Here is a 21,733-nt window from a genome sequence, read left to right as displayed (position 1 = left end):
AGAATACTGTCTTTCTTGATCGTGAGATGTGTTTTTCAAAGGAAGCCGACGCCCCGGTCCGAAACGAGGGCGGTGCCGCTCATCGCGACGGGTCGGCGATAAAGAAAGGTGCTGCGGCCCCGCGGCCGCAGCAGTTCAAAGGTCGCTTACCACTGCGGAACGCAGCTATCGACGTTCTCGGCCGTGTAGATCGGAAGCCTCATGGTCACAAGCTTGCCGGTCTCGGCGTCGGGGTTGGTGGCAGCTTCATAAAGTGCTTCGGCGGTGGCGGCGCCAATTTCGCGCCACGGTTCACAAGCGGCGGCTGAAATGCGGCCATCGCGCACATAGTCTTGACCTGCCGCGAGGGCGCCCGCGGCGCTGACGATTTTGACGTCCGAACCGGAGTCTTCAGCGGCGTCAGCACAGCCGACTGCCATAGTCTGAGCATGGGTGAAAAAGAGGTCGATGTCAGGGTTGGCGATCAGCGCGTTTTGACAGACTTCCTGACCTTTGGTCTGGGTCCAGTCCGTCGGCTGCGACATCACGATCTCATAGTCGACACCTGCGTCTTCCAGACCTTTTTTGAAACCATTGGTCAGGTTGATCACCGTGGAGTAGCCCGGCATACCTTCGATGAGGCCGATTTTGACCGTTTTGCTCGTGTCGACAATGCCCGCAGAATAGGTCGCGAGATCGATCGCGGTCACATAGTCATCACGCCCGACTTGCGCCGAGAGGCCGGGATAGACTTCGTTCCAGGGATTGCTCGGATCACCAACCTGGACGGCCATGGCGGCAATCGGAATGCCCATATCGACACCCTGATCCACCCAGGTTTGTGCCACGGCACTGTCGAGCGGTTCAATGGCGAGACCATCGACACCCTGCGACAGCACATCTTGAATGGCATTTGCCTGACGTTCGATGCTGCCTTTCGCATCCATCGTGAGAACCGTGGCGCCGAGTTCCTCGCCTTTGGTCTTGAAGCCTTCGGCCATGCTGACCTCGGCGACGTTCTGGAAGTTGGTCACAATCAGCGCGATTGTGACGTCCTCAGCGTGCGCCAGTCCTGCGACTGAGGCAAGCGCGGTCGACAGCGCAAGCGTATGCTTGACGGTTTTGACGGTTTTCATGTCTTTCCTCCCTAAGTGCTCGGTGTCTCGAGCTATGACGGCTTCATGCCGGCTACCGCCTTGCCGGGGATCCTCCTTGGACTTCGCGTGGTGGCGGCTTGCCTCTCCCTGGGCCGCCTGACGAAGATGACACCCGCAAACGGGTGACGCGCAGGGCAGATGCCTCCGCTGGTGTAACGATAATCCTACAATGCGGGATAGTGTCAATAAATTTTTGAATTGCCCGACGGCGGTCGCAACGGCTAGCATATCGCCGGAAGGTCTTGGTTCGCTGTTCTCCGACAGCGCGCCTGCATCTTGATCGCCGGTCATTTTGGGGGGGCTGCGCAATATTTGCGCTCATGTTTGTAGCCCTTATTCGCCTTCTGGTTTGGGTTTTATCCCTTTTTCTCAATAAAAAAGATGTTTTTCTTTGGGGTGCCGTGCCGGTCTCATTTTCGGAAACAGCAGGGCCAAAGCTCCGCGAGACGGTTCAGCAAACGGGCGCGCCGTCTCCGGCCAATCACGGCATCAGGCGCGCTTTGATCGTTATTGACAAAAGGCAGGGAGATTGTCTTTGTGTTGACATAATCTCATATTTCGGGATAAATCAAAAATAGGGAGAGGCAGTTCCGGAGGGGCCGTTGGCCGCTGATGTCTGAAATCAGCACCATTCGGTTGCGGGATTCGCCACGACATGGGAGGAAATTATGACCGAAGGCAAATTCTTCGGCAGGATCGGCTGTGGCTCGGCTTCTGAACGAGTCGTCCGCCTGTCACCTGAGCTGCGACAACGCCATTTCGGCCTGCGGAGGATCTCATGATGACCGCAGAACAGCCATTGATGAAGCTCGACGGGATCGCAAAAACCTTTGGCCGGAGCGTCATTGCGCTCAAAAGCGTTGATCTCGAAATTTATCGGGGCCGCGTGCATGGCCTGCTCGGCGCCAACGGGGCGGGCAAATCCACATTGATCAAAATTCTCTCCGGTGCATTTCCTGCCACGGCCGGGACGATCCAGTGGAAAGGCGCACCCGCTTCATGGTCGAGCCCGAAAGAAGCCAATGACATGGGCGTCGCGACCATCCACCAACATATTCCGTTGGTGCCGAGCCTGTCTGTCTTGGAAAATATCTTCCTCAGTTCGCAACAGACCTGGCGCACGACCAAAGCGATGCGTGCGCAATTCGATGCGCTCTGCACCCGAGTGGGCTACTGGCTCGATCCCGACAAGCTTGTGGGCGATCTGTCCATCGGCGCGCGTCAAATGGTTGCGATTTTTCAGGCACTTGGCTCTGGCGCAGACATGATCGTCATGGATGAGCCCACAGCCTCTCTGGCGCTTGAAGAGCGTGAATTGGTCTATCGCACGATCCGGCTGCTTTCGAAAAATGAGAACAAGGCGATTCTTTTCGTCTCTCATTTTCTCGATGAAATCATCGCTCTCACCGACGAGGTCACCGTGCTGCGCGACGGGCGCGCGGTGATGCGGGCGGAGACCAAAGACCTCGATGAAACGAAGATCGCCGAGGCCATTGTCGGGCGTCAGATCGCCGCAATGGAGAATGCGGCCAGCGATCGCCAACTCGCAGATTTCGACGATGCTCCCGTGATTTTGGAGCTGAAAGAGCTGTCCTCTCCGGGCAAGCTCGCGCCGATTTCCCTGAACCTGCGGGCAGGCGAAGTGATCGGGATCGCGGGGCTTCTCGGCTCCGGGCGCAGCGAATTGCTGCATGCGATTTTTGGCGCCGACCAACATGCGCGGGGCGAGGTTTTGCTGAACGGCAAGCCTCTCAAACGCAGCACGATGGCCGCCGTGAAGGCGGGTGTCGGTCTGGTGCCTGAGGATCGGATGCAACAAGGCCTCGTGCCCGACTTCGAGATTTGGCGCAACACGACGCTTCCGGCACTCGAAGGCGTGTCGCGCGGAGGGTTCATGCCGGTCATGCGACGCGAGCGGGAACGTGGCGCCGATGCCATCCAGCGGTTGGGGATCAAGGCGCCGGGACCGGATGCTTTGGTGTCTGAGCTGTCTGGCGGCAACGCGCAAAAGGTGACCATCGCGAAATGGCTCTACAGCCACATCGACGTGTTGTTGCTGGATGAACCGACGGCGGGGATCGATATCGGGGCAAAGACCGACATCCTGATCCTCGTGCGCAAACTGGCCTCGACCGGCAAGGGCGTCATCATCGTGTCCTCCGAATTCGAGGAATTGCTCGCCGTGAGCGACCGGATTCTCGTGATGCGAGATGCTCGGTGCATCGCGGAAAAACCCGTCGCGGACACATCCGAACATGAACTCATTCTTTTGGCCGGTGGACAGACCGAAATGTCTGAGACCGCCTGACCGAAAAGGACCATTAACATGAACGAGCGAGATATTAAGATGGCATCGACTTCGAACACAGCCGCCGATCCGTCGATCGGCACGTCTGACGCATCTGGGCAGGGCGTAAGTGCCGAGAAACTTGAAAGAAAGCCGGACTGGCGTGCGGCCTTTGGGCTGCGTGAAATGGGCGTGTTCTATGCGCTTCTATTGCTGGTGATCGTGCTGTCTTTCGCCACCGCCTATATGGGGCGGTCGAATTACCTCAGCGTCCTGAACGTCACGAACGTGATGTATCAGGCCTCTTTGACCTCCTTTATGGCCATCGCCATGACGGTGGTTTTGATCACCGGAAACTTCGACCTGTCCGTCGCCTCCGTTGCGGCCTTTTCGGCCGCCGTCTTTGTCGGGTCGGCCAATTCGATGGGCCTCATTCCTGCCGGCTGTCTGGCCATGGGGGCCGCCATCGTCGCCGGGCTGATCAATGGCAGTATCGTGCAATTCGTGGGCATCAATGCGTTTATCGTGACGCTCGGCACGTTGACGGCCATTCGCGGTCTCGTGTTGATCTACACCGATGGCGCCTCCCTGACCATTCAGTCGCCCGAGATGAGCGCTGCCCTGCGCGCGTTTGAATCGCAGCGCGTGGATGCTGGCATTGTGCTTGCGGTGATCGCTGTGGCTTTGCTGATCTGCAGTGCGGTGCATTATACCCGTGCGAAACGTCTTGAGCCTGTCAATCTCGGCATGATGCTGGGCGGGGCGGCTCTTTTGGCCTTCACATGGTCGGCAGGCTTCGAAGTGCCGCTGAAAATGCCGGTGATCTATCTCGCGGCGTTTACCCTGCTCGTCTGGTTCGTGCTGCGCTTCACCACGGTCGGTCGCCGGATCTATGCGGTGGGTGGCAACCCCGAAGCCGCACGTTTGTCGGGCATCAATGTGACCTTCTACAAACTGGCCGCTTTTGTCTTTTGTAGCGCCACCGCCGGGTTTGCAGGCATCCTCTTTGCCTCGCGCCTGCGCTCGATGAACCCGACCGGCCTTCAGGGCTATGAGTTGACCGTGATTGCCGCAGCCATCCTCGGGGGCACGTCGCTCTTCGGTGGCGCAGGCAGCGTGATCAAGACCTTGGGCGGGGCGCTGTTGCTCTACTCTTTGACCAATGGCTTCAACATCCTGAACCTTGGCGCCAACTATCAGGGCCTGATCGAAGGCGTCGTGGTGGTGGCCGCCGCAGCGATCTACACGGTCGGCGGGCGTAGCGGACGCAAAAGCTGATTTGTGAAAAATTTCGAGCGGGGGCCCCTCACGGCCCCCGTTTTTTTGACCCTAACTCTCATCTGGCGCGCCATATAAGATGAACGCTGCACAGAGAAACTGGACTTGAGACATGACATCCCCCGATCTTTCGCCTGACCTTTCACATGAATTTGCAGCCTATATCGCGGCCTGTACCTATGACGATCTGACGCCCGACGCGGTGGATCGGGCCAAGAAGAGCATCTTTGATCTCTTGGGCTGTATTCTGGCCGCAGGCGGCACGGTGCCCGCGATCTCCGGCGTGATGGAGATGGCGCGCGAAAACGGCGGTGAGCCGACTTGTAGCGTTCTGGGCTACGGGGATCGGCTTCCGCCGCTGATGGCCGCGTTCGCGAATGGCTCGATGGCGCATTGCCTCGATTTCGACGATGTGGCGCCGGACGGCAACCATGCCAGCAGCTCCCTGATCCCGGCCGTCTTCGCCGCAGCCGAACACAAAGGCGGTGTCAGCGGCAAGCGCATCATCACGGCTGTCGCGATTGGACAGGACATTTTCCTGCGCTTGCGCCGGTCGCTCAATGCGCAGCGTCTCGATTGGCTGACGACGACGGTGCTGGGCATTTTCTCGGCGACGGCGGGCGTGTCCTACGTCTTGGGCTTGGACGCCAAGCAGACGGCCAATGCCTTGGGGATCGCGGCGCTTAGCTCGTGTGGCACTTTGGAAATTCGCTTTGGCACAGGCAGCGATCTGGGCGAGTTCTACGCGGGCTTTCTGGCGAAAAATGCCGTGCTTTCCGCGACGCTGGCGCAAAAGGGCGTGACCGGGTTGCAGCGTGTCTTCGAGGGGCAGGCGGGCATCATGAACGTCTATTTCAACGGCGATTATAGCCGCGAGCGCGCGCTGGCCGGGCTTGGCAAAGAGTTCAAAGGCGGCGAGATGCAGTACAAACCCTATCCGGTTTGCGGCATCGCCAACACCTATATTTACGCCACGCTGGAGCTCCTGCGCGAGCACAACATCGCGGCCGAAGATATTGTCGAGCTGCGTGCCTTTGTGGGTGATTTTCAACAACGTATGTCAAAGCCGCTGGACGAACGTCGCGCGCCGCAGATGGCGATGGACGCGCGCTTCAGCATGCCGTTCTGTTTGGCTGTGGCGGCGGCCCATGGTGCGGTCAAGGTGGAGCATTTCACCGAAGAAGGGCTGCGCGATCCCAAGACGCTCGACATGGCGCAGCGCGTTCTGCCCGTCGATGACAGCGCCTTTGACTGGACCGGCGAGATGCCGGAGGCAAAGATCGAGATCGATCTGAAATCCGGCAAAACCGTCGTCGGCACGAGCGCCGGTCAAACGCCGGGCACGCGCGCCAACCCGATGGGCTGGCCGGAGCTGATCGAGAAGTTCCGCGATTGTGCGCAATTCGCCGCGAAACCTGTTGCGGCTGAGGCGATTGAGCGGGTGATCGCCCTGTCTCAGGCGCTGGAGAGCTTGGACGACGGCACGGAGATCACGCGTTTGCTCACCTGAGCGCCGCCAATATAAAAAGCGAAAAGCTCATCCTCTGGCGAGGGTGAGTTTTTTTATGAACGTATGAGACTTAAAAGGGCCGGAGCGATGATGCGCTCCGGCCCTTTTTGAGTTTCAAAGTGTCTCTAATCTTACCGATAGAACAGATCCGGCAACCATGTCGCGATCTGCGGGAAGGCGATCAGCAGGAAGACCATGATCAACATCGGGATCAGGAAGGGGATGGCGCCGATGGCCACATCGGCAAACCGCCCGCCGGGTTTTCGGATGCCATGCGCCACATAGAGGTTCATCCCGATGGGCGGCGTGATCAGCCCTGCCTCCATCAACAAGGTCAGCACGATGCCGAACCAAACGCCAGTGAACTCCGTCGCCCCCAGTTGCACCACGATGGGAAACACCAAAGGCACAGTCGTCAGCATCATGGACAGGGTTTCCATGAACATGCCGAGGATCAGGTAGAAGACCACAATGATCAACATCGTCTCGATCGGCGTCAGGCCAAGCTCCGCGATGTAATCCAGAACCGCTTTTGTCACGCCCAGGAAGGCGAGCATGAAGTTGAGGAACATGGCGGCAAGCACGATGAACATGATCATCGCCGTGGTCTTCATCGTCCCAAGCGCCGCGTCACAGATCATTTTCCACGACAGGGTCTTGTTGAAGGCGGCGAGGATCATCGCCATGCAGACGCCGATGGCCGCCGCTTCCGTGGGGGTCGCGATGCCGGCGTAGATCGAGCCGACGACAGCCACGAACAACAGGATCGGCGCCGCAAGATCCGGCAGGCAGGCCATCCGACCTTTCCAGCTGGTCTCCACCTTGTTGCCACCCCAGTCCCGCTTGATGAGGCAGGTGATCAGAATGACGAGCATGAAGATGACGGCCAGCAAAATCCCCGGCACGAAGCCCGCCAAATACAGCTCAGGGATCGAGGTTTCGGTCAGGATGCCGAAGAGGATCAGACCGACAGAGGGCGGGATGAGGATGCCCAATGTGCCCCCGGCGGCAATGGAGCCCATGAACAGGCTTTCATTATATTTGTGCCGTTCGATCTCGGGGTAGGCCGCAACACCGATGGTTGCGGTGGTGGCCACCGACGAGCCGGAGGTCGCGGCAAACAGCGCGCTTGTGCCGATATTGGCGTGCATCAACCCGCCCGGCAGCCAAGTCAGCCATTGCGCCACGGCGTTGTACATCTTTTTGGCGATGCCCGCGCGGAGCATGATCTCGCCCAACATGATGAACATAGGCGCGGAGAGCAGCAAAAAATCGATGCTTTTCTCCCAGTAGATATTGCCGATGGCTCGGGTCAGACGCCCGCTCAGAAAGAGATCGTCGATGCCAAAGGCCAGAATCCCAAGCACCGCGCCGACCGGAATGGCGGCAGACAAAAGCGCGACGATGCCGATTACAATCCAGAATGCAGCCATGGTTATGTTCCTTTCCCGCTGTCGTCGCGGGGCTCTTCGACGTCGATGTATGTTTCTTCTTCGATGGTCTCATCGAGGCTTGGCACACCGGCAATGGCGGTGACCGTGGACCAATCACGTTTGAACAGACTCACGGCTGCATAAACACAGAGGAACAGGGCCGTGAGGGTGAAGAGTGCAAACCCCAGAACCCAGATGGATTGCGGGACCCACAAGGGGATGCTGAACACGCCGATGCTCATCGAGTCATGGGTCCAGGATTTGACCAAAAGACCGAAGACCGACTTGGTCAGGAAGGCGACGAAATACAGGACCAACAGCATGGCCAGGAAATCGAGAAAGGCGCGGATCTTGAGCGGCAGAAACGTGTAGAGCACGTCGATGCGTACATTGGCGCGATCCAAAAGGACAATCGGGTAAGAGAGCGCGGTTGCGACGGCAAAGATGAACCCGGCCATTTCATTGGCGCCACCAAAGGTGACGTGAAAGAATTTTCGCAACAAGACGTCGAGGGTGACGGTGATCGAGATGAAGATGATACCCAAGCCGCCGGCTGTCGCGGCGACCCGGGCAACTGTTTCCAGTCGCGCGTGTGTTGTTTTCAGTGTCATGACAAAACCTATTCAGAGAGGCCGTTCTGCCCGCGTCCGAGGTCGCGGGCAGAACGAACATCCAATCACTCGACCGGAATGGTCATGCCGACGATGGGCGTCATCGTCTCGTTCCAGGTTTTGGAGCAGTCCGTCCCGCACCGCTCGCCCCAACGGGCCAGAACGGTCTCTTCGATTGCGGTGTTCAGCTTGGCTTCGTCTTCCGCATTCAGCTGAAGAAGCGCCATACCCGCAGGATCGCCCAAGGGGCAGGGGCCATCGTGCAGACACTGCGCACTTTGCGTGGTGCTTACGACCGTGTGCTCTGCCATGCGTGCCTCGAGATCGGCAAACTGTTCGGTGAGAAAGCCTTGGGTTTCTTCGTTCAGGTCATTCCATGTGTCACTGTTCATGACCACGACCTGGGTCGCGAAACCGGCGGGCAAATCGACCACCGCATTGGTGACCTGACCCCATTTATAGCCATAGGCCGCATTCGGCGAGGAGATCGCACAATCCAACACGCCGCGTTCAAGCGCCGGAACCACATCCGCAAAGGCCATCGTTACCGGGATCATCCCCGCCGCTTCGGCAAAGTCGGCGAAGGATGTGGCATGCACGCGGGTTTTCTTGCCCTTGAGGCTGTCGAGTGAGAAATTCGCGATCTCGTCTTCGCTGAGGCGGCAATAGGCCTGAAGCTTCGGCTGGGTGTACATCATCATCAGCCGAGCGTTGAATTTGCTGTTGTATTCATGATCGAGGATCGAGCGATACGCGATCTGCGCCTCTTTGATCACGTCCAGATCGGCGGAGAGACCCGGCAGATCGAGCCCTTCGGCAATCGGGCTGTCCCCGGAGATATAGCCCGGCACGCCCCAGCTGATGTCATTGGTGCCAAGTTTGAGCAGATCCATCATCTCAAACCCGCTCAGGCCAAGCTCGGTATAGGGTTTTGCGTTTGCACTCACGCGTCCGTCCGACCGCTCAGCAAGCTGTTCGTTGAAGAACGGCATGGTGTACTCTGTCGTGAAGGTATCCGTGTGATTGCCGACGATCACCTCGAGCTGCACTTTGTTCAGCTCAGCCGCCGCGGATGTCGCCGTCAGAAGTGCAGCGCCTGTGCAGAGCGCCAGCGCAGAGCGGCAGAATTGGGTCGTCTTGGTCATGTTTTCCTCCCTTTTGGTCATCTCGTTCTCCCTTTGTGAGATTGGCCATGTGTCGTTTGAGGCCCTGAACTTCTGCTCAGGGACCGGGCATCCTCCTATGCACGGGGTACGGTAACAATGAATGCACCACGTGTCATCATAAAGTTTCATTATATGGGATTTGTTAAAATACTGCAGTGTGAAATCTGCGCGTTTACGACACATTCATCAAGGATTTCAAGTCCTTCGCGCCGTCCCGAATGTCCTCCATCGACACCGGGCATGCGCGGGCCAGAAGCCGACGCGCCAACATAAAACTTGCCGGATCGTTGAGCGAGTCGACCGCGATCAGCTTGTCTTTGGCGAAATACCAAAACGACTTGGCGCCCGGTCTGTGACCTTCACGGGCAACAACCGTGTCGTAGCCCCGGCTCAGCCCGGCAATTTGAAGTTTCAGATCGAATTGATCCGACCAGAACCACGGCACGGGCGCGTAAATCGGGCTTTGCCCCATCATGGTCTCGGCAACCGTTTCCGCCTGATCAATGGCGTTTTGAACGGACTCCAGACGGGTCGAGTGCCCCGCGAAAGAGAAGCGCGCGCAGTCCCCGGCGGCGTAGATCGCGGGGTCCGACGTGCGCCCCCGCGCATCGACCAGAATGCCGTCCTCCGTTGCGAGACCACAGTCCCGCGCCAGTTCGTCACGGGGCAGGGCACCGATCCCGACCAGCACGACATCGACCGGAATATTGGTCCCATCGCTCAGGCGTGCCTCTTCCACATGGTCCTGACCGACAAGATGTTTGAGGCCCACAGCTTCCTTGATCAGGACCCCCTTGGTGCGATGCAGGGCGCGGATCGCGTCAGAGGTTTCAGGCGCTGCAACCCGGGACAAAATCCTCGGGCTTGCCTCAATCAGACAGACCTCGATCCCAAGTCCGCGCAGCACCGCCGCCGCCTCAAGCCCGATATAGCCGCCGCCAACGATCAAGGCGCGTCGCCCGGGGCGACAGGCGCGGGCCAGAGCGCGCGCATCGTCGATCCCGCGCAGCACATGCACCCCGCGCAACGCGCCCCCGAGTTCTGTCGGCAGCCGTCTCGGGCGGCTCCCTGTCGTCAGCGCCAGCGCGTCGTAGCTCAGGCTCATGTCTTTCAGATGCACGGTCTTGTCGTCCCGCGCGATCCGCGTCACCGTCTTGCCCGTCAACAGCGTGATGTCCTGCTCCGCGTAGAACGATGGCGGGCGCAGCTGCATGCGGTCTTGTTCGACCTTCCCGAGCAAAAAGGCCTTCGACAGAGGCGGGCGCTCATAGGGCGGGTGGCTCTCCGCGCCGATCAAAGTCAGGTCCCCGCCGTAGCCGAGTTTGCGCAGCTTGGCCGCAAGCGACAGCCCGGCTTGCCCCGCGCCCACGATGACGATCTTTTCCATGCGCCGGGCTCCGATCACGCCTGTTCGCTCGGCACCGTCACGACCAGCCCGTCAAAGGCCTCCGTAACGCGGAGCTGACAGCTGAGACGAGACCTCTCGGCATCGACTTCAATCGCGAAGTCGAGCATGTCTTCCTCCATCTCGTCGCGCGACGGCAGTTGCGCGACCCATTCGGGTGCGACATAGACGTGGCAGGTCGAGCAGGAACAGCTTCCGCCGCATTCCGCGACGATGCCCTCGACCCCGGCATTGCGCCCGCCCTCCATCACGGTATGGCCGACAGGCACGTCGATTTCATGTGTTTTCCCAGAGGCTTCGATGTAGGTGATCATCGGCATGGTTTATATCCTTTCGCGGTTTTGGACCTCAGGAGGCGTTGAGGATCATCGGCATGGTCGCAAAGCGATCATTCATCGTGCCGGTGGCCTTTTGCGGCGGGTGATCGGGGTCCAATTCTGCGCCGCGCTCGTAAAGCGCCTTGAGCAGCCGCACCGCCGTGCCGTGTGTGCCGTGTTTGGTGTCGCCTTTGTTTTGAATGCCGGTCACAAGGTTCTGCCCGATGCAGGTGTGCACGCCTGCGCCAAAGGTCAGGCCCCAGGGTTGCATGCCTTTCGGTACATCCCGGTAGGGATTGAAATAGCGGGTGTCCTCGCCCCAGACGGCGACATCAAGGTTGCCGCGCGGTTGATGCATCGCCACCAATTCGCCCTCTGAAACCTTGCGCCCGGAGTTGAGCGTCACATCCCGGAGTGCGCGACGGAACCGGACCGGCGAGGTCTGGTGCAGGCGAAAGGCCTCAGCGGCGGCGCGGTGCAGGAACGCGGTGTCCAAAAGCTTGTCTCGATCCTCGGGGTGCTCCTTGATCCATTCGTCGATGTGAAAAACGATATGGGGCAGGGTGTGGCTTGTGGTCTTGATCGAGCCGGTCAGAAACAGCGCGCATTGCCGCCAGACATAGGGGATTTTCTCATCGTCGTCGGGGTGCGACAGATCATTCGCGAGACAGAGCGTCATCAAGAGATCGCGGGGCATGTCTTCTTTCGGAGTGTCGCGCGCCGCCAAGGCCTTGCGGCGTTCAAGCGACGGGCGCAGGAACTCCTCCACCAACTGGTTCAGCGCCTCTTTGCCAAGCTCGATCACCTCGGCGTGGGGAATGGCGGAAAAAATGCCGGTTGTCGCCTCGCCGAGTTGCAACACGAGGCTGCGAAACCGTTCGGTGCCCTCGGGTGTGTCGACCCCATCGACGCCCGTCACCCCGGCGGAGATGCGCGTCAAAGCGGATTTGATCAAAGCGACCGCATCGAGCCGCACGCGGCCATTGGCATCCACATTGTCTTGCGCGTCTTTGAGAACCTGTTGAATCACCGGCTCAAACAGGTGCAATTCGTAATAGGCGAGTGCTTGACGCGAAAACAGCGGCGCGCTGAGTTGTTTCAGCTCGCTGTGACGCTGGCCCTCAGACATGATCAGCGTATCTTCGAGAAAAATCGTCCGCTCCGCGGCGCCAGCCATCTCGAAATCCTGAGATGTAAGAATCTCTCTCAATTCTGCATATGTGTCGATCGCTTGCAGGTCTTTGACGAATTCGGGAACTTGCGGATCTTCTACGGCAATCATTTTCTCTCTCCTCCGGTGGACTGTTGCGGCCTCCAAAAAGAAAAACGTAGGAGGGCGTGGCGTCTCATGTGCCGTGAGAAGACTGCGGATTGACAGCGAAGCGGTCAATTCGCATTGTATCTTCCATCGGAAATCCCGTTGGATATAAACGGGTTCTCCGGGTATCGCTTTGCGCGGTGTTTCGCGACTGGGAGGTGCGGAATATTTGCCGGGATGTAAAGCCAAGGGAGGGGAACACCATGCGCGAGACATCAGCGCCGCGTCTTGATCTAAGGCAGCTTCAATATTTTGTTTTTATAGCAGAAAAAGGTTCAATCGCTGCGGGGGCTGCGGCGCTGGGGATGGCGCCTGCGACGGTGTCAGAGGGGCTTGCGAACCTTGAGGCACGGCTTGGGACGCCGCTTGTCTTGCGCTCTGTACGCGGGGTGACGTTGACTGCGGCGGGGGACGCGTTGCTGCAGCATGCTCATGATCTCTTACAGGCGGCGGAAGCGCTGGCCGATGCAGTGGGGCGGACATCGCAACCGCATGGGGCGCTGTCGCTCGCCTTGCCGCCGAGTCTCAATGTCCTGATCAGCGTTCCGCTTGCTGAAACGGTGCAAACGGAATTGCCGGAGGTGAGATTGCGCCTGCCAGAGGGGATGTCTGGAAGCATCCTTGATTGGGTGAGTAGCGAATCCGTTGATATGGGATTTGCCTATGAGGTCTCAGGTGTCGATGGTTTTGAGGCGCGTCAGATCTTTCGAGAAGAGCTTTTTCTGTTCTGCGCCCCCGATTTCCTGCCTGACGGGGTGCGTGAAACGGAGGCTGGTTATGTCATTGAGCCGCGGCAACTGGTGGACCTGCCCTTGGTCACATCGAGCAAGCGCCATAAGACGCGACAGTTCCTCGAGAGCTGGGCGCGCAGGATCGGTGTTACACTAAAGATTTCGAGTGAGATCGAGTCCCACTCGCAAATTCTGGAAATGGTGAAACGGGCCAGTGCCTATACGATCGTGCCAAAAGCCGCCGCGTTGACACCTCTTTTAACTGGCGATCTCGTCGCGGTGCGCTTTGAGGAGCCGGTTCAAAGATCATGCCACATCGTGCGCAAGAGGGGGCGCGTGGTGACGGCGGCCAGCCTTGCTGTCGAAGAGCAGGCGATTAAAATCCTCAAGGAGATGAACGCCCGCTTCGATTTGAAGCTGATCTTTTGAGCGGCCTCTGACGCTAAACCCTAGGGCACGTTTGAGGTCACGGTTGCATCGCGGATGTTCAAGGAAACGCCAGGATCACGCACCAACTCGTAATGAACCTCCGGTGCCTGGTCTCCCTGATGCAAACCGCGAATAAATTCAATAAGTTCTGTGCTTTCGGTTGTGCGGCGCGCGTGTAGCCTCTGGGCATCGGCCCAGGTCGCCACTTTGAAGCGTTCGTACCAAAGTTCCGGGTCGAGAATGTCGCGGGAAAGGGTCCAGCGCATGGCGCCATCACGAATGCGGTTCCTGCGCTTTTCGCGCATGGCATCAACGAACACGGGGGCATCGATTTCGCGAATGCGGTAGGTGATGGTGGTCAGAACCGGACCGCTTTTCATCGCCATATCGAGCGCTGGTTTCGGCGCGACCCAAGAGCCGGAGATGTCAACGCGGCTGCCGTCGACTTCGTTGATCCGGAACACGGTTCCGAGCAAGGCCCCCGCGGCCATGATGCCGGCCGCGACCAGCATGGTGAATTCCGTCCCGGAGTTGCCGGCGAGATCGCCCCAGATCAGGCTGCCGATGGCGTTGCCACCAAACACGAAGATTTGGTAAATCGCGATGGTGCGGCTGAGCACCCAACGGGGCGAAGAAATCTGGACGATGGAGTAGAGTGTGACCTGCACAAAGCTCCAAGCGGCCCCAGCAATGAGGGCGCCAAAGATGGACAATGCGGTCCAGGTGCTCACCCCCAAAATCGCAGTGCCCGAGGCAAAGCACAAAAAGCCAAAAGCGAGGAATTTCTCAAGCGGAATAAGGCGTCTCAGCCGGTCGATATAAAGTGATCCGGCCACCGCACCCACACCAAAAGCGGCGAGCAAAACACCGAATGTCCCCGCGCCACTGTCAAGCTGATCACGGGCAATCAGCGGCAGCATGGCGAGCACGGCAATCGCGGAGATGTTGAACACCACGGAGCGCAGGCCGAGCTTGATCAGCACCGGAGAGAGGGTGACATAGCGCAGCCCGGCCATGATGGCGCGCCCGAGGGGTTCGGGGGGAAGGTCCTGGGAGGGGCGGGCTTTGGGCCAGCGGCTCGCCACAAAGATCACGCTGAGATTGCTCAAGGCATTCACGACAAAGGCCACGAAAGCCCCGGCGGCGGCCACGATCACGCCGCCGATCGCGGGGCCGAGGCTTCGGGCAATGTTGAGATTGCTGGAGTTGAGGGCGACGGCGGCGGTGACTTCGCTTTTGGGCACGAATTCGAACACGGTCGCCTGCCAGCCGGGATAGTAGAGCGCGCGGCCTGAGCCGATCAGAAAGGTGCAGATCAGCAAAAGCGTCGGGGTGAGCAGGCCGAAAAAGGCCCCAAGCGCCAAGAGCGCGGAAACCACGAGCAGAAAGCTTTGTGCCCAGAGCGTCAGGGTGCGCTGGCCAATGAGATCGGAGAGCGCCCCGCCCGGAAGCGACAACAACATGACCGGCAGCGCCACGACGGTTTGAACCATGGCGACCAGTTCAGGCGTGCCGCCCAGAGAGGTCATGAGCCATGACGCACCGACAAGTTGAATTTGCCATCCGAAATTCGCCGAGAACCCAGCGAGCCAATAGACGAGAAAGGGTCGGTGTTTGAACAGGCGCAGGGAAGACGATGTCTCTGCCACTCTTGCGCTCCACAAATCATACTGAATTTGAAATCTGTTTTTATCTCACAATGAAGGAAACTGTCAACATTGCCGGGATGCGGTGCTTTTGGCTGTGTCTGATAGGGCTCCATGTTCGGCTTCAGATGTTCGGTCTCAAGAGTCTCAAACTGTCGGATTCTCTCCATTGATTCGCCTCATCCATATTTCGCGTCAGAAGAAATCTCTGCTCATCTCACTCAGCGCATCGCGCTGGGGTGGCTGTTTTTACTGAATTACAAGGCCATTTTGAGAGTTCTTATATAAAATCAAATTTCTTATATGAATTTACGTGTGAATTTGTCATGCTCTGCAAAAGGGAGAGGCGCTCGGGTCAAAAGGCATAACCGAGGCATGACTTTTGAATGGATGCCGGTTTGAGATCGCCGATCCGACCTGCCTCGGCGTGATGTCAGGCGGGGGAAAGATCACACAGTCAGGCCAGATGTCTGGCCAAGACCACCAAGACCCATGGGAGGAAACATGGATATGAAACGCTTTGAAGGAATGAATGTTGTCGTGACGGGCGCAGGCAGCGGCATCGGTGCCGCCTGTGTTGATCGGCTGGTCGCCGAAGGAGCGACCGTTGTCGCGGTCGATCTCTCGCAAGAGGCCATCGAAAAACTGCACGCCACCTATGGGACCGATAAAGTCAAAGGCGTTGCGCTCGACGTCTGCGACAATGCGGCCGCGATCGCTGTGCTGGCGGAGAAGCGCAAGGAACTTGGCTCGCTGCGTGGGATCATCAACTGTGCGGGGATCGCCGGGACGGGCGGCATTGCCGATGTGGACCTCGATGTCTACCGCCGGGCGATGGCGGTCAATGTGGATGGCACGATCAACATGTGTCAGGCCTATGTGCGCGCGGTTCAGGACGACGAGGGTGACCGGTCCATCGTCAATTTCTCTTCGGCGGCTGGCATCCTTGGGGTTCCGAACCGCGTGCCCTATGTGGCGGCAAAATTTGCGGTGTCCGGCATCAGCAAATCCATGTCTCCGGAACTCGGGCCGCTCGGCATTCGGGTCAATGCCATTGCGCCGGGGATGACCAAAACGCCGTTCATCGATTACATGCTGAAAGAGGAAGGCGCAGAAGAACGGTTTAACGCCAAACACCCGATTGGCCGCCTCGCCGATCCGTCCGAAATCGCAGCCGTTGCGGTGTTTCTGTTGACCGATGATGCCAGCTTCATGACCGGTTCCGTGGTCTCCGTCGATGGCGGCCAAACGGCCTGTATCTAAGCTTCAGCGCATAAATTTATCCGTAGGAACAGACATTATGACTGATCAAGACGATCTGGTGCGGCACCTCTCACGCCATGCCGCCAAGACCACCTATGACGATGTGAGCGAGGGCGCGCGCCTTCGGGCGAAACAGGGTATTCTGGACACATTGGGCGTCATTCTGGCCGCGACTGGCCGCGAACCGCGCATCGCGCCGGTGCTCGATCTTGTCGCTGAGAACGGGGGACGTCCCGAAGCGACTGTCTTTGGCACGGACTTGCGCGTCCCCGCCGCCGCCGCCGCGCTTGCCAATGGCACGCTGGCCCATGCGCTGGATTTTGACAGCATGACGCCTTGGGGCGCACATGCCGACAGCTCCATCGTGCCGACCGTGCTTGCACTGGCCGAGAAAAAGGGCGGCGCGACGGGCAAAGACCTGATCAAAGCCGTGGCCGTGGGTGAGGACATGTTCATCCGCTTCATCACGAATGTCGGCTGGAAAATGGATTGGAACCTGTCCACGTCGGTCGGCGCCTTTTCCACCACCGCGGCGGGTGGTTCGATTGCCGGTCTGGATGACACGCGCATGTTCCATGCGATGGGGTTGGCCAGCACGCATGCCGCCGGTGTCATGGAGCAAATCTTCGGGATCGGCAGTGACATGCGCGGCATGTATGCCGGTTTCGGGGCTCAGGGTTGTGTCAACGATGTGCTTTTGGCCGAAAAGGGCATGTATGGCCCGCCGGCCATGTTCGACGGGCCTGCGGGCTTCTTCAACGTCTATTTCAAGGGCGATTATAACCGCGAGAAGATGCTTGAAGGGCTGGGCCAGGAGTTCCGGGGCGACAAGATGCTCTATAAATACTGGCCTGCGGTCGGGACGGCCTTCACCCATGTTCACGCGGCGATCGAGTTGATGCGCGAGAACCAGATCGACAAAGACGAGATCGCCGAGATCAAGGTTTACGTCGGCAATTTCCATCAACGCATGTGCACGCCGCTGAAGGTGCGCCAACGTCCTGAACTGTTGATCGATGCAAAGTTCAGCCTGCCCTTTGTGATCGGTCTGACGATGTCGAAAGGCGATCTGAAGATCGGGGATTTCTCGGCGGAGGCGATGAGCGATCCCGAGGTCTTGGCGATGGTCGACAAGGTCGTGCCGGTCGAAGACAGCGCGTTCGACTGGACCGATCAGCTTCCGGCGGGCAAGGTCGAGGTGGTCATGGCCGACGGGCGACGGTTTGCGCGGATCGGCGATGATATGCCCGGCACGCTGGAGCGCCCGTTGACTTGGGAGCAGCTCGGTCAAAAATTCGCAGAATGTGCCAAGGCCGCAGCGCGCCCGCTGTCGGGGGACGCCATCGAGCGCGCGATCCGGGTTGTGCGGTCGCTTGAGACCGTCGAGGGCCTGTCCGAACTGCTGCCCATCGTGCAAAGCGGTGGTGCTGACGCAAGCTCAAAGGTCGCCTAAGGGAGGCCGCGAGGGTGGGCGATCAGCCCGCCCGACATGTTTTCGGACGCTTGCGCAGCTCATAGCAGGATCGCAGACGCTTTGCGGCGCAGAAGCCAAACAGGAAGTAAGATATGGAAAATTTTCCAATGTTTATCGATGGAGCTTGGGTGCCCCCTGCCTCGGGGGACGCCTGGCTGGAGACCGTCGATCCCTATCGCGGCACGCCATGGGCGCGGATCGCGCGCGGCGGAGCGCAGGATGTGGATCTGGCCGTGAAAGCGGCCTCAAAGGCTCTGACCCGCGGCGCATGGCCTCAGATGTCGGCGACGAAGCGTGGTCATATCCTTCGGGCCATCGGGGATGGGATCGCGCGTAACGCCGATCGTCTGGCCGAAATCGAAGCGCGGGACAATGGCAAGATCCTGTCCGAGATGCGCGGGCAGATGTCGTCTATCCCCGAGTATTGGTACTATGATGCGGGGCTGGCGGATAAGATCGAAGGGGCGCTGCCGCAGGTCGACAAACCCGATACCCTTGCGATGACAGTGCGCGAGCCGGTGGGGGTCGTGGCCGCTTTGACCTCTTGGAATTCGCCTCTGATGTTCGTTGCGATGAAATGCGCGCCCGCCTTGGCCGCCGGGTGCACGGTGGTCATCAAACCCTCAGAATTCGCCAGCGTCAGCACGCTTGAGTTTTGCAAAATTGCCAAAGAGGCGGGTCTGCCGGACGGTGTCCTGAATGTCGTCACGGGCCTCGGCGCCGATGTGGGCGCGGCGCTCGTTCAGCACCCTTTGGTGGACAAAGTGTCGTTCACCGGCTCCGATAGCACTGGGCGGTTGATCTACAAACAGGCCGCCGATTCCATGAAACGGGTCACGATGGAGCTTGGCGGAAAGTCGCCCAATATCGTCTTTGAGGATGCGGATCTCGAGGCCGCTGCAGTTGGGGCCGTGGCGGGCATTTTCGGCGCTGCGGGTCAAATGTGCACGGCCGGATCGCGTCTTTTGGTGCAGAATTCCGTGCGCGCGGCCTTCACGGAAAAGCTCATTGCCTTGTCGGGCGCGATCCGCATGGGCGATCCGATGGCAAGCGCGACCAATGTCGGCCCGATTGCGACGCCGCCGCAGTACCAAAAGGTTCTCGACTATATCGAGATCGGCAAGGCCGAGGGCGCAAACTGTATCCTTGGCGGCCATCCGGCCACGGTTGATGGTCACACGGAGGGTCAATTTATTGCGCCCACGATCTTTACGGACGTCACGAATGACATGCGGATCGCGCAGGAAGAGGTCTTTGGCCCGCTGCTGTCCATCATCGGCTTTGACACCGAAGAAGAAGCCATCGAGATCGGCAACGACGTGATCTTCGGATTGGCGGCGGGGGTCTGGACGGGCGATCTGGGCCGTCAGATCCGCGTGTCCCGTGCTTTGCGCGCGGGGACGATCTGGGTCAACACCTATCGGTCCTATAGCCCGTTGATGCCCATCGGTGGCATGAAGCAATCCGGTCTTGGCCGCGAAGGCGGTTTGGCGGGGATTGAAGACTATCTGGAAACCAAGAGCATCCTGCTGTCCACCGCGAAGGGACCCACAGCGAACCCCTTCCTGCAGCAATAAAGATGTGATGGAGTTTAGCCGGTGCCGTAGATTTCATCGATCTTGGCGCCGGCGCCCATCCGGCGCGACAGGTCGCGGCAGGTTGCCACCAGATGCTCGCGGGCTTCGTCCACGGGCATGGTCTCCCGGCCTCCGAGACGATGCACGAAAGGCACCGTAACGGCGGCCACGGCATTGCCGCGATAGTCAAAAATCGGCGCGGACAGGGTCGTCACACCGGCCAGAATGCGCGAGGGGCCTTGGCAAAATCCCAATCGGCGCACTTCGGGCAGCTCTGTCAGGATGTCTTGCGCGGCGTCTTCTTCCCCTGTTTCGGCCCGGATCATCTCGACGAGTTTCGCCAGTTGATCTTCGTCCATATAGGCCGCCAAAATCGTGGTTGAGGGGGAGTTGGCCAGCGGCAACTGAGCGCCAAGCCGCGTTGTCACCAGGCTGACATCCGGCCCGTCCACTTGCGCGATCACCAACAGCTGATCGACGTTCATGATCGTCAAATGGATGCATTGATTGATCCGGTTTGCGAGCAGCTGCATCGCGGTGCCCGCAATCGCCGTCAAACGTTTCAAAAGCGGGTGACGGTTCGCCACTTCGAACAGCCGCATCGTGATCCGGTAGCGTTCATCCCCGCCCAATTCGGCATAGCCCCTTTGCCGCAAAACCACGAGCATTCGGAAAATCTCGGACGGGGTCCGGCCAAGCTGTTTGGCGATCTCAACCTGTGTCAAACCCTCGTCGCTCGAGGCAAGCAGCTCAAGGATGTCGAGCCCTTTGGTCAGCGCCGGTGCGCGGTATTTATCCAGGCCTTTGTCGTCTTCCGTCATCGTCTTCTCCAGCTCTCATCACCAGATTCGATGCCGGATGGCCCCGTATCCTCGTCGAGTAAATCATCAAATACCTGCATTTCATATATGAGGGCATCATTTATTTAAACCTCGACCATGGGGAAGCCTGTCAAAAAACGCTGCATTTTCAGCGGTTGGCAGGGTGGCTTTACTATGGTGTTGATGAAAGTCTCACATTGTGAAATATTTTTATAACGCGACAGCATGAAACCGACGGGGTCACCGACAGGGTCGACGCCTCATGCTGGTGGGTCTTTTAGGGAGGAACTGATGAAATCTGAAACCAAGACATTGGGTGGCATGCTGCGTGGAGTGCTGGCGGGGCTTGCCGTGATGGCAGGTGCCACGGGGGCGCAGGCGCAGGAGGTCGAATGGCAATTCGCATCCGCCTATGGCGACAACACGGTCGTCACAGAAAATATTCGCCTTTTCATCGAGGAGGTCGAAACCGCTTCCGACGGGCGGTTCCAAATCGTCCTTCACAACAACGCCAAACTGTTCAAGATGCCCGAAATCAAGCGGGCCGTGCAGACCGGGCAGGTGCAGATCGGCGAGATTCTGTTGTCCGCTTACGGCAACGAAGATCCGCTGTTCGAGGTCGATGTCCTGCCGACGCTGGCGCAAACGCCGGAGGAGGCCGCGCGCCTTTGGGAGCTGTCAAAAGACGGCATCACCGAGCGTTTCGAGAAGAACCGCGTCAAAGCGCTCTTCGCGCATTACTGGACCGGGCAGGGGTTCTTTTCCAAAGAGCCGATTGAAACGGTCGAGGATTTGGCGGGTACCAAACAGCGCGTGATGAATCCGTCGGGCGCCAAATGGGCCGAAATGATGGGTGCCACTGGCGTTCTGGTGCAATATGCGGAGATCGGTCAGGCGCTTGCGCTCGGAACGGTGGATTCCTTTTTCGCCGCCCCCGCCGCAGTGATCGATTCAAAGGCATGGGAGTCACTCAACTACTTCTATCCGGTCGGTCTCATGCGCGGCAAAGGTCTCGTTTTGGTGAACCAGCGGGCCTATGATGCGCTGCCGGATGATCTGCGCGCCATTGTCGATACGGCTGCCCAAAATGCGGCAGATCGCGCGCTGGACATGGCGACCGCATCCGAGGACGAAGCCTATGCCACCCTCGAAGCGAATGGCATGACGCGGGATGAGTTTCCGCCCGAGGTCACTGCCAAGATCAATGAACTTGGCAGCGAGATGATCTCTGAATGGGCCGAACGCGCGGGCGATGAAGGTGTCGCCATCGTCGAAGGCATGTCCGCCAACTGAGGCCCAAGGCTTTCATCTGAAACATCAAACGGAGGATC

At 59.0% G+C, this 21,733-nt stretch carries 17 protein-coding genes; 8 read left to right on the top strand and 9 right to left on the bottom strand.

Annotated features, from left to right (window positions below; genetic code table 11):
* Positions 1-146: 146 nt before the first annotated feature.
* Positions 147-1,115, bottom strand: coding sequence for a sugar ABC transporter substrate-binding protein (locus LC094_RS16365; RefSeq protein ID WP_226553868.1), 969 nt, complete (start codon positions 1,113-1,115; stop codon positions 147-149).
* Between the two features lie 799 nt (positions 1,116-1,914).
* Here LC094_RS16365 and LC094_RS16360 point away from each other — a divergent pair.
* From LC094_RS16360 to LC094_RS16350, 3 genes are all read left to right on the top strand, one after another.
* Positions 1,915-3,444: a sugar ABC transporter ATP-binding protein gene (locus LC094_RS16360; RefSeq protein ID WP_226553867.1), complete on the top strand. Its 1,530-nt coding sequence runs from the start codon at positions 1,915-1,917 to the stop codon at positions 3,442-3,444.
* Positions 3,445-3,462: 18 nt separating this feature from the next.
* The gene (locus LC094_RS16355) at positions 3,463-4,701 is read left to right on the top strand and encodes an ABC transporter permease (protein WP_226553866.1); all 1,239 of its coding nucleotides are present in this window, start codon (positions 3,463-3,465) and stop codon (positions 4,699-4,701) included.
* 112 nt (positions 4,702-4,813) lie between these two features.
* Positions 4,814-6,211 carry an MmgE/PrpD family protein gene (locus LC094_RS16350; protein ID WP_226553865.1) on the top strand — a complete coding sequence of 466 codons (1,398 nt, stop codon included), beginning with the start codon at positions 4,814-4,816 and terminating at the stop codon, positions 6,209-6,211.
* Positions 6,212-6,342: 131 nt separating this feature from the next.
* Here LC094_RS16350 and LC094_RS16345 read toward each other — a convergent pair whose 3' ends face one another.
* The 6 genes from LC094_RS16345 to LC094_RS16320 all read right to left on the bottom strand — a co-directional run bounded on the left by LC094_RS16345 (position 6,343) and on the right by LC094_RS16320 (position 12,425).
* On the bottom strand, positions 6,343-7,644 hold the full coding sequence (locus tag LC094_RS16345) for a TRAP transporter large permease (RefSeq protein WP_226553864.1): 1,302 nt from the start codon (positions 7,642-7,644) through the stop codon (positions 6,343-6,345).
* Positions 7,645-7,646: 2 nt separating this feature from the next.
* Entirely contained in the window at positions 7,647-8,255 is a 609-nt protein-coding gene (locus LC094_RS16340) for a TRAP transporter small permease subunit (protein ID WP_226553863.1), read from the bottom strand.
* Between the two features lie 65 nt (positions 8,256-8,320).
* Complete coding sequence (dctP, locus tag LC094_RS16335) at positions 8,321-9,400, bottom strand: TRAP transporter substrate-binding protein DctP (protein ID WP_226553862.1); 1,080 nt, start codon at positions 9,398-9,400, stop codon at positions 8,321-8,323.
* 193 nt (positions 9,401-9,593) lie between these two features.
* The gene (locus LC094_RS16330; RefSeq protein WP_226553861.1) at positions 9,594-10,808 is read right to left on the bottom strand and encodes an NAD(P)/FAD-dependent oxidoreductase; all 1,215 of its coding nucleotides are present in this window, start codon (positions 10,806-10,808) and stop codon (positions 9,594-9,596) included.
* Positions 10,809-10,822: 14 nt separating this feature from the next.
* Complete coding sequence (locus LC094_RS16325) at positions 10,823-11,146, bottom strand: 2Fe-2S iron-sulfur cluster-binding protein (protein WP_226553860.1); 324 nt, start codon at positions 11,144-11,146, stop codon at positions 10,823-10,825.
* A gap of 28 nt (positions 11,147-11,174) precedes the next feature.
* Entirely contained in the window at positions 11,175-12,425 is a 1,251-nt protein-coding gene (locus LC094_RS16320) for a cytochrome P450 (protein ID WP_226553859.1), read from the bottom strand.
* Between the two features lie 239 nt (positions 12,426-12,664).
* Here LC094_RS16320 and LC094_RS16315 point away from each other — a divergent pair, with 239 nt between their 5' ends.
* Positions 12,665-13,621, top strand: coding sequence for a LysR family transcriptional regulator (locus LC094_RS16315; protein ID WP_226553858.1), 957 nt, complete (start codon positions 12,665-12,667; stop codon positions 13,619-13,621).
* A gap of 20 nt (positions 13,622-13,641) precedes the next feature.
* Here LC094_RS16315 and LC094_RS16310 read toward each other — a convergent pair whose 3' ends face one another.
* On the bottom strand, positions 13,642-15,270 hold the full coding sequence (locus LC094_RS16310; RefSeq protein WP_226553857.1) for an MFS transporter: 1,629 nt from the start codon (positions 15,268-15,270) through the stop codon (positions 13,642-13,644).
* A gap of 507 nt (positions 15,271-15,777) precedes the next feature.
* On the opposite strand from LC094_RS16310, the gene LC094_RS16305 reads away from it, so the two are divergent.
* The 3 genes from LC094_RS16305 to LC094_RS16295 all read left to right on the top strand — a co-directional run bounded on the left by LC094_RS16305 (position 15,778) and on the right by LC094_RS16295 (position 19,581).
* A complete protein-coding gene (locus LC094_RS16305) occupies positions 15,778-16,530 on the top strand; it encodes an SDR family NAD(P)-dependent oxidoreductase (RefSeq protein ID WP_226553856.1) in 753 nt (250 codons plus the stop codon).
* A gap of 37 nt (positions 16,531-16,567) precedes the next feature.
* A complete protein-coding gene (locus tag LC094_RS16300; protein ID WP_226553855.1) occupies positions 16,568-17,983 on the top strand; it encodes an MmgE/PrpD family protein in 1,416 nt (471 codons plus the stop codon).
* Between the two features lie 128 nt (positions 17,984-18,111).
* The gene (locus LC094_RS16295) at positions 18,112-19,581 is read left to right on the top strand and encodes an aldehyde dehydrogenase (RefSeq protein ID WP_226553854.1); all 1,470 of its coding nucleotides are present in this window, start codon (positions 18,112-18,114) and stop codon (positions 19,579-19,581) included.
* 14 nt (positions 19,582-19,595) lie between these two features.
* Here LC094_RS16295 and LC094_RS16290 read toward each other — a convergent pair whose 3' ends face one another.
* Positions 19,596-20,402, bottom strand: coding sequence for an IclR family transcriptional regulator (locus LC094_RS16290; protein WP_226553853.1), 807 nt, complete (start codon positions 20,400-20,402; stop codon positions 19,596-19,598).
* A gap of 291 nt (positions 20,403-20,693) precedes the next feature.
* On the opposite strand from LC094_RS16290, the gene LC094_RS16285 reads away from it, so the two are divergent.
* Positions 20,694-21,695: a TRAP transporter substrate-binding protein gene (locus LC094_RS16285; RefSeq protein WP_226553852.1), complete on the top strand. Its 1,002-nt coding sequence runs from the start codon at positions 20,694-20,696 to the stop codon at positions 21,693-21,695.
* The last annotated feature ends 38 nt before the right edge of the window (positions 21,696-21,733 follow it).

Origin of the sequence: Celeribacter naphthalenivorans (assembly GCF_020524585.1) — a bacterium.
Classification (GTDB): domain Bacteria; phylum Pseudomonadota; class Alphaproteobacteria; order Rhodobacterales; family Rhodobacteraceae; genus Celeribacter; species Celeribacter naphthalenivorans.
The sequence above is the reverse complement of the archived record's forward strand: the minus strand, read 5'-3'. Positions and strand labels throughout refer to the sequence as shown.

Coding starts and splice junctions, on each gene's coding strand:
- LC094_RS16345 (WP_226553864.1), bottom strand. CDS start 7,644: ATGGCTGCATTCTGGATTGTAATCGGCATCGTCGCGCTTTTGTCTGCC.
- LC094_RS16285 (WP_226553852.1), top strand. CDS start 20,694: ATGAAATCTGAAACCAAGACATTGGGTGGCATGCTGCGTGGAGTGCTG.
- LC094_RS16320 (WP_226553859.1), bottom strand. CDS start 12,425: ATGATTGCCGTAGAAGATCCGCAAGTTCCCGAATTCGTCAAAGACCTG.
- LC094_RS16350 (WP_226553865.1), top strand. CDS start 4,814: ATGACATCCCCCGATCTTTCGCCTGACCTTTCACATGAATTTGCAGCC.
- LC094_RS16305 (WP_226553856.1), top strand. CDS start 15,778: ATGAAACGCTTTGAAGGAATGAATGTTGTCGTGACGGGCGCAGGCAGC.
- LC094_RS16325 (WP_226553860.1), bottom strand. CDS start 11,146: ATGCCGATGATCACCTACATCGAAGCCTCTGGGAAAACACATGAAATC.
- LC094_RS16360 (WP_226553867.1), top strand. CDS start 1,915: ATGATGACCGCAGAACAGCCATTGATGAAGCTCGACGGGATCGCAAAA.
- LC094_RS16295 (WP_226553854.1), top strand. CDS start 18,112: ATGTTTATCGATGGAGCTTGGGTGCCCCCTGCCTCGGGGGACGCCTGG.
- LC094_RS16330 (WP_226553861.1), bottom strand. CDS start 10,808: ATGGAAAAGATCGTCATCGTGGGCGCGGGGCAAGCCGGGCTGTCGCTT.
- LC094_RS16290 (WP_226553853.1), bottom strand. CDS start 20,402: ATGACGGAAGACGACAAAGGCCTGGATAAATACCGCGCACCGGCGCTG.
- LC094_RS16315 (WP_226553858.1), top strand. CDS start 12,665: ATGCGCGAGACATCAGCGCCGCGTCTTGATCTAAGGCAGCTTCAATAT.
- LC094_RS16300 (WP_226553855.1), top strand. CDS start 16,568: ATGACTGATCAAGACGATCTGGTGCGGCACCTCTCACGCCATGCCGCC.
- LC094_RS16340 (WP_226553863.1), bottom strand. CDS start 8,255: ATGACACTGAAAACAACACACGCGCGACTGGAAACAGTTGCCCGGGTC.
- dctP (WP_226553862.1), bottom strand. CDS start 9,400: ATGACCAAGACGACCCAATTCTGCCGCTCTGCGCTGGCGCTCTGCACA.
- LC094_RS16365 (WP_226553868.1), bottom strand. CDS start 1,115: ATGAAAACCGTCAAAACCGTCAAGCATACGCTTGCGCTGTCGACCGCG.
- LC094_RS16355 (WP_226553866.1), top strand. CDS start 3,463: ATGAACGAGCGAGATATTAAGATGGCATCGACTTCGAACACAGCCGCC.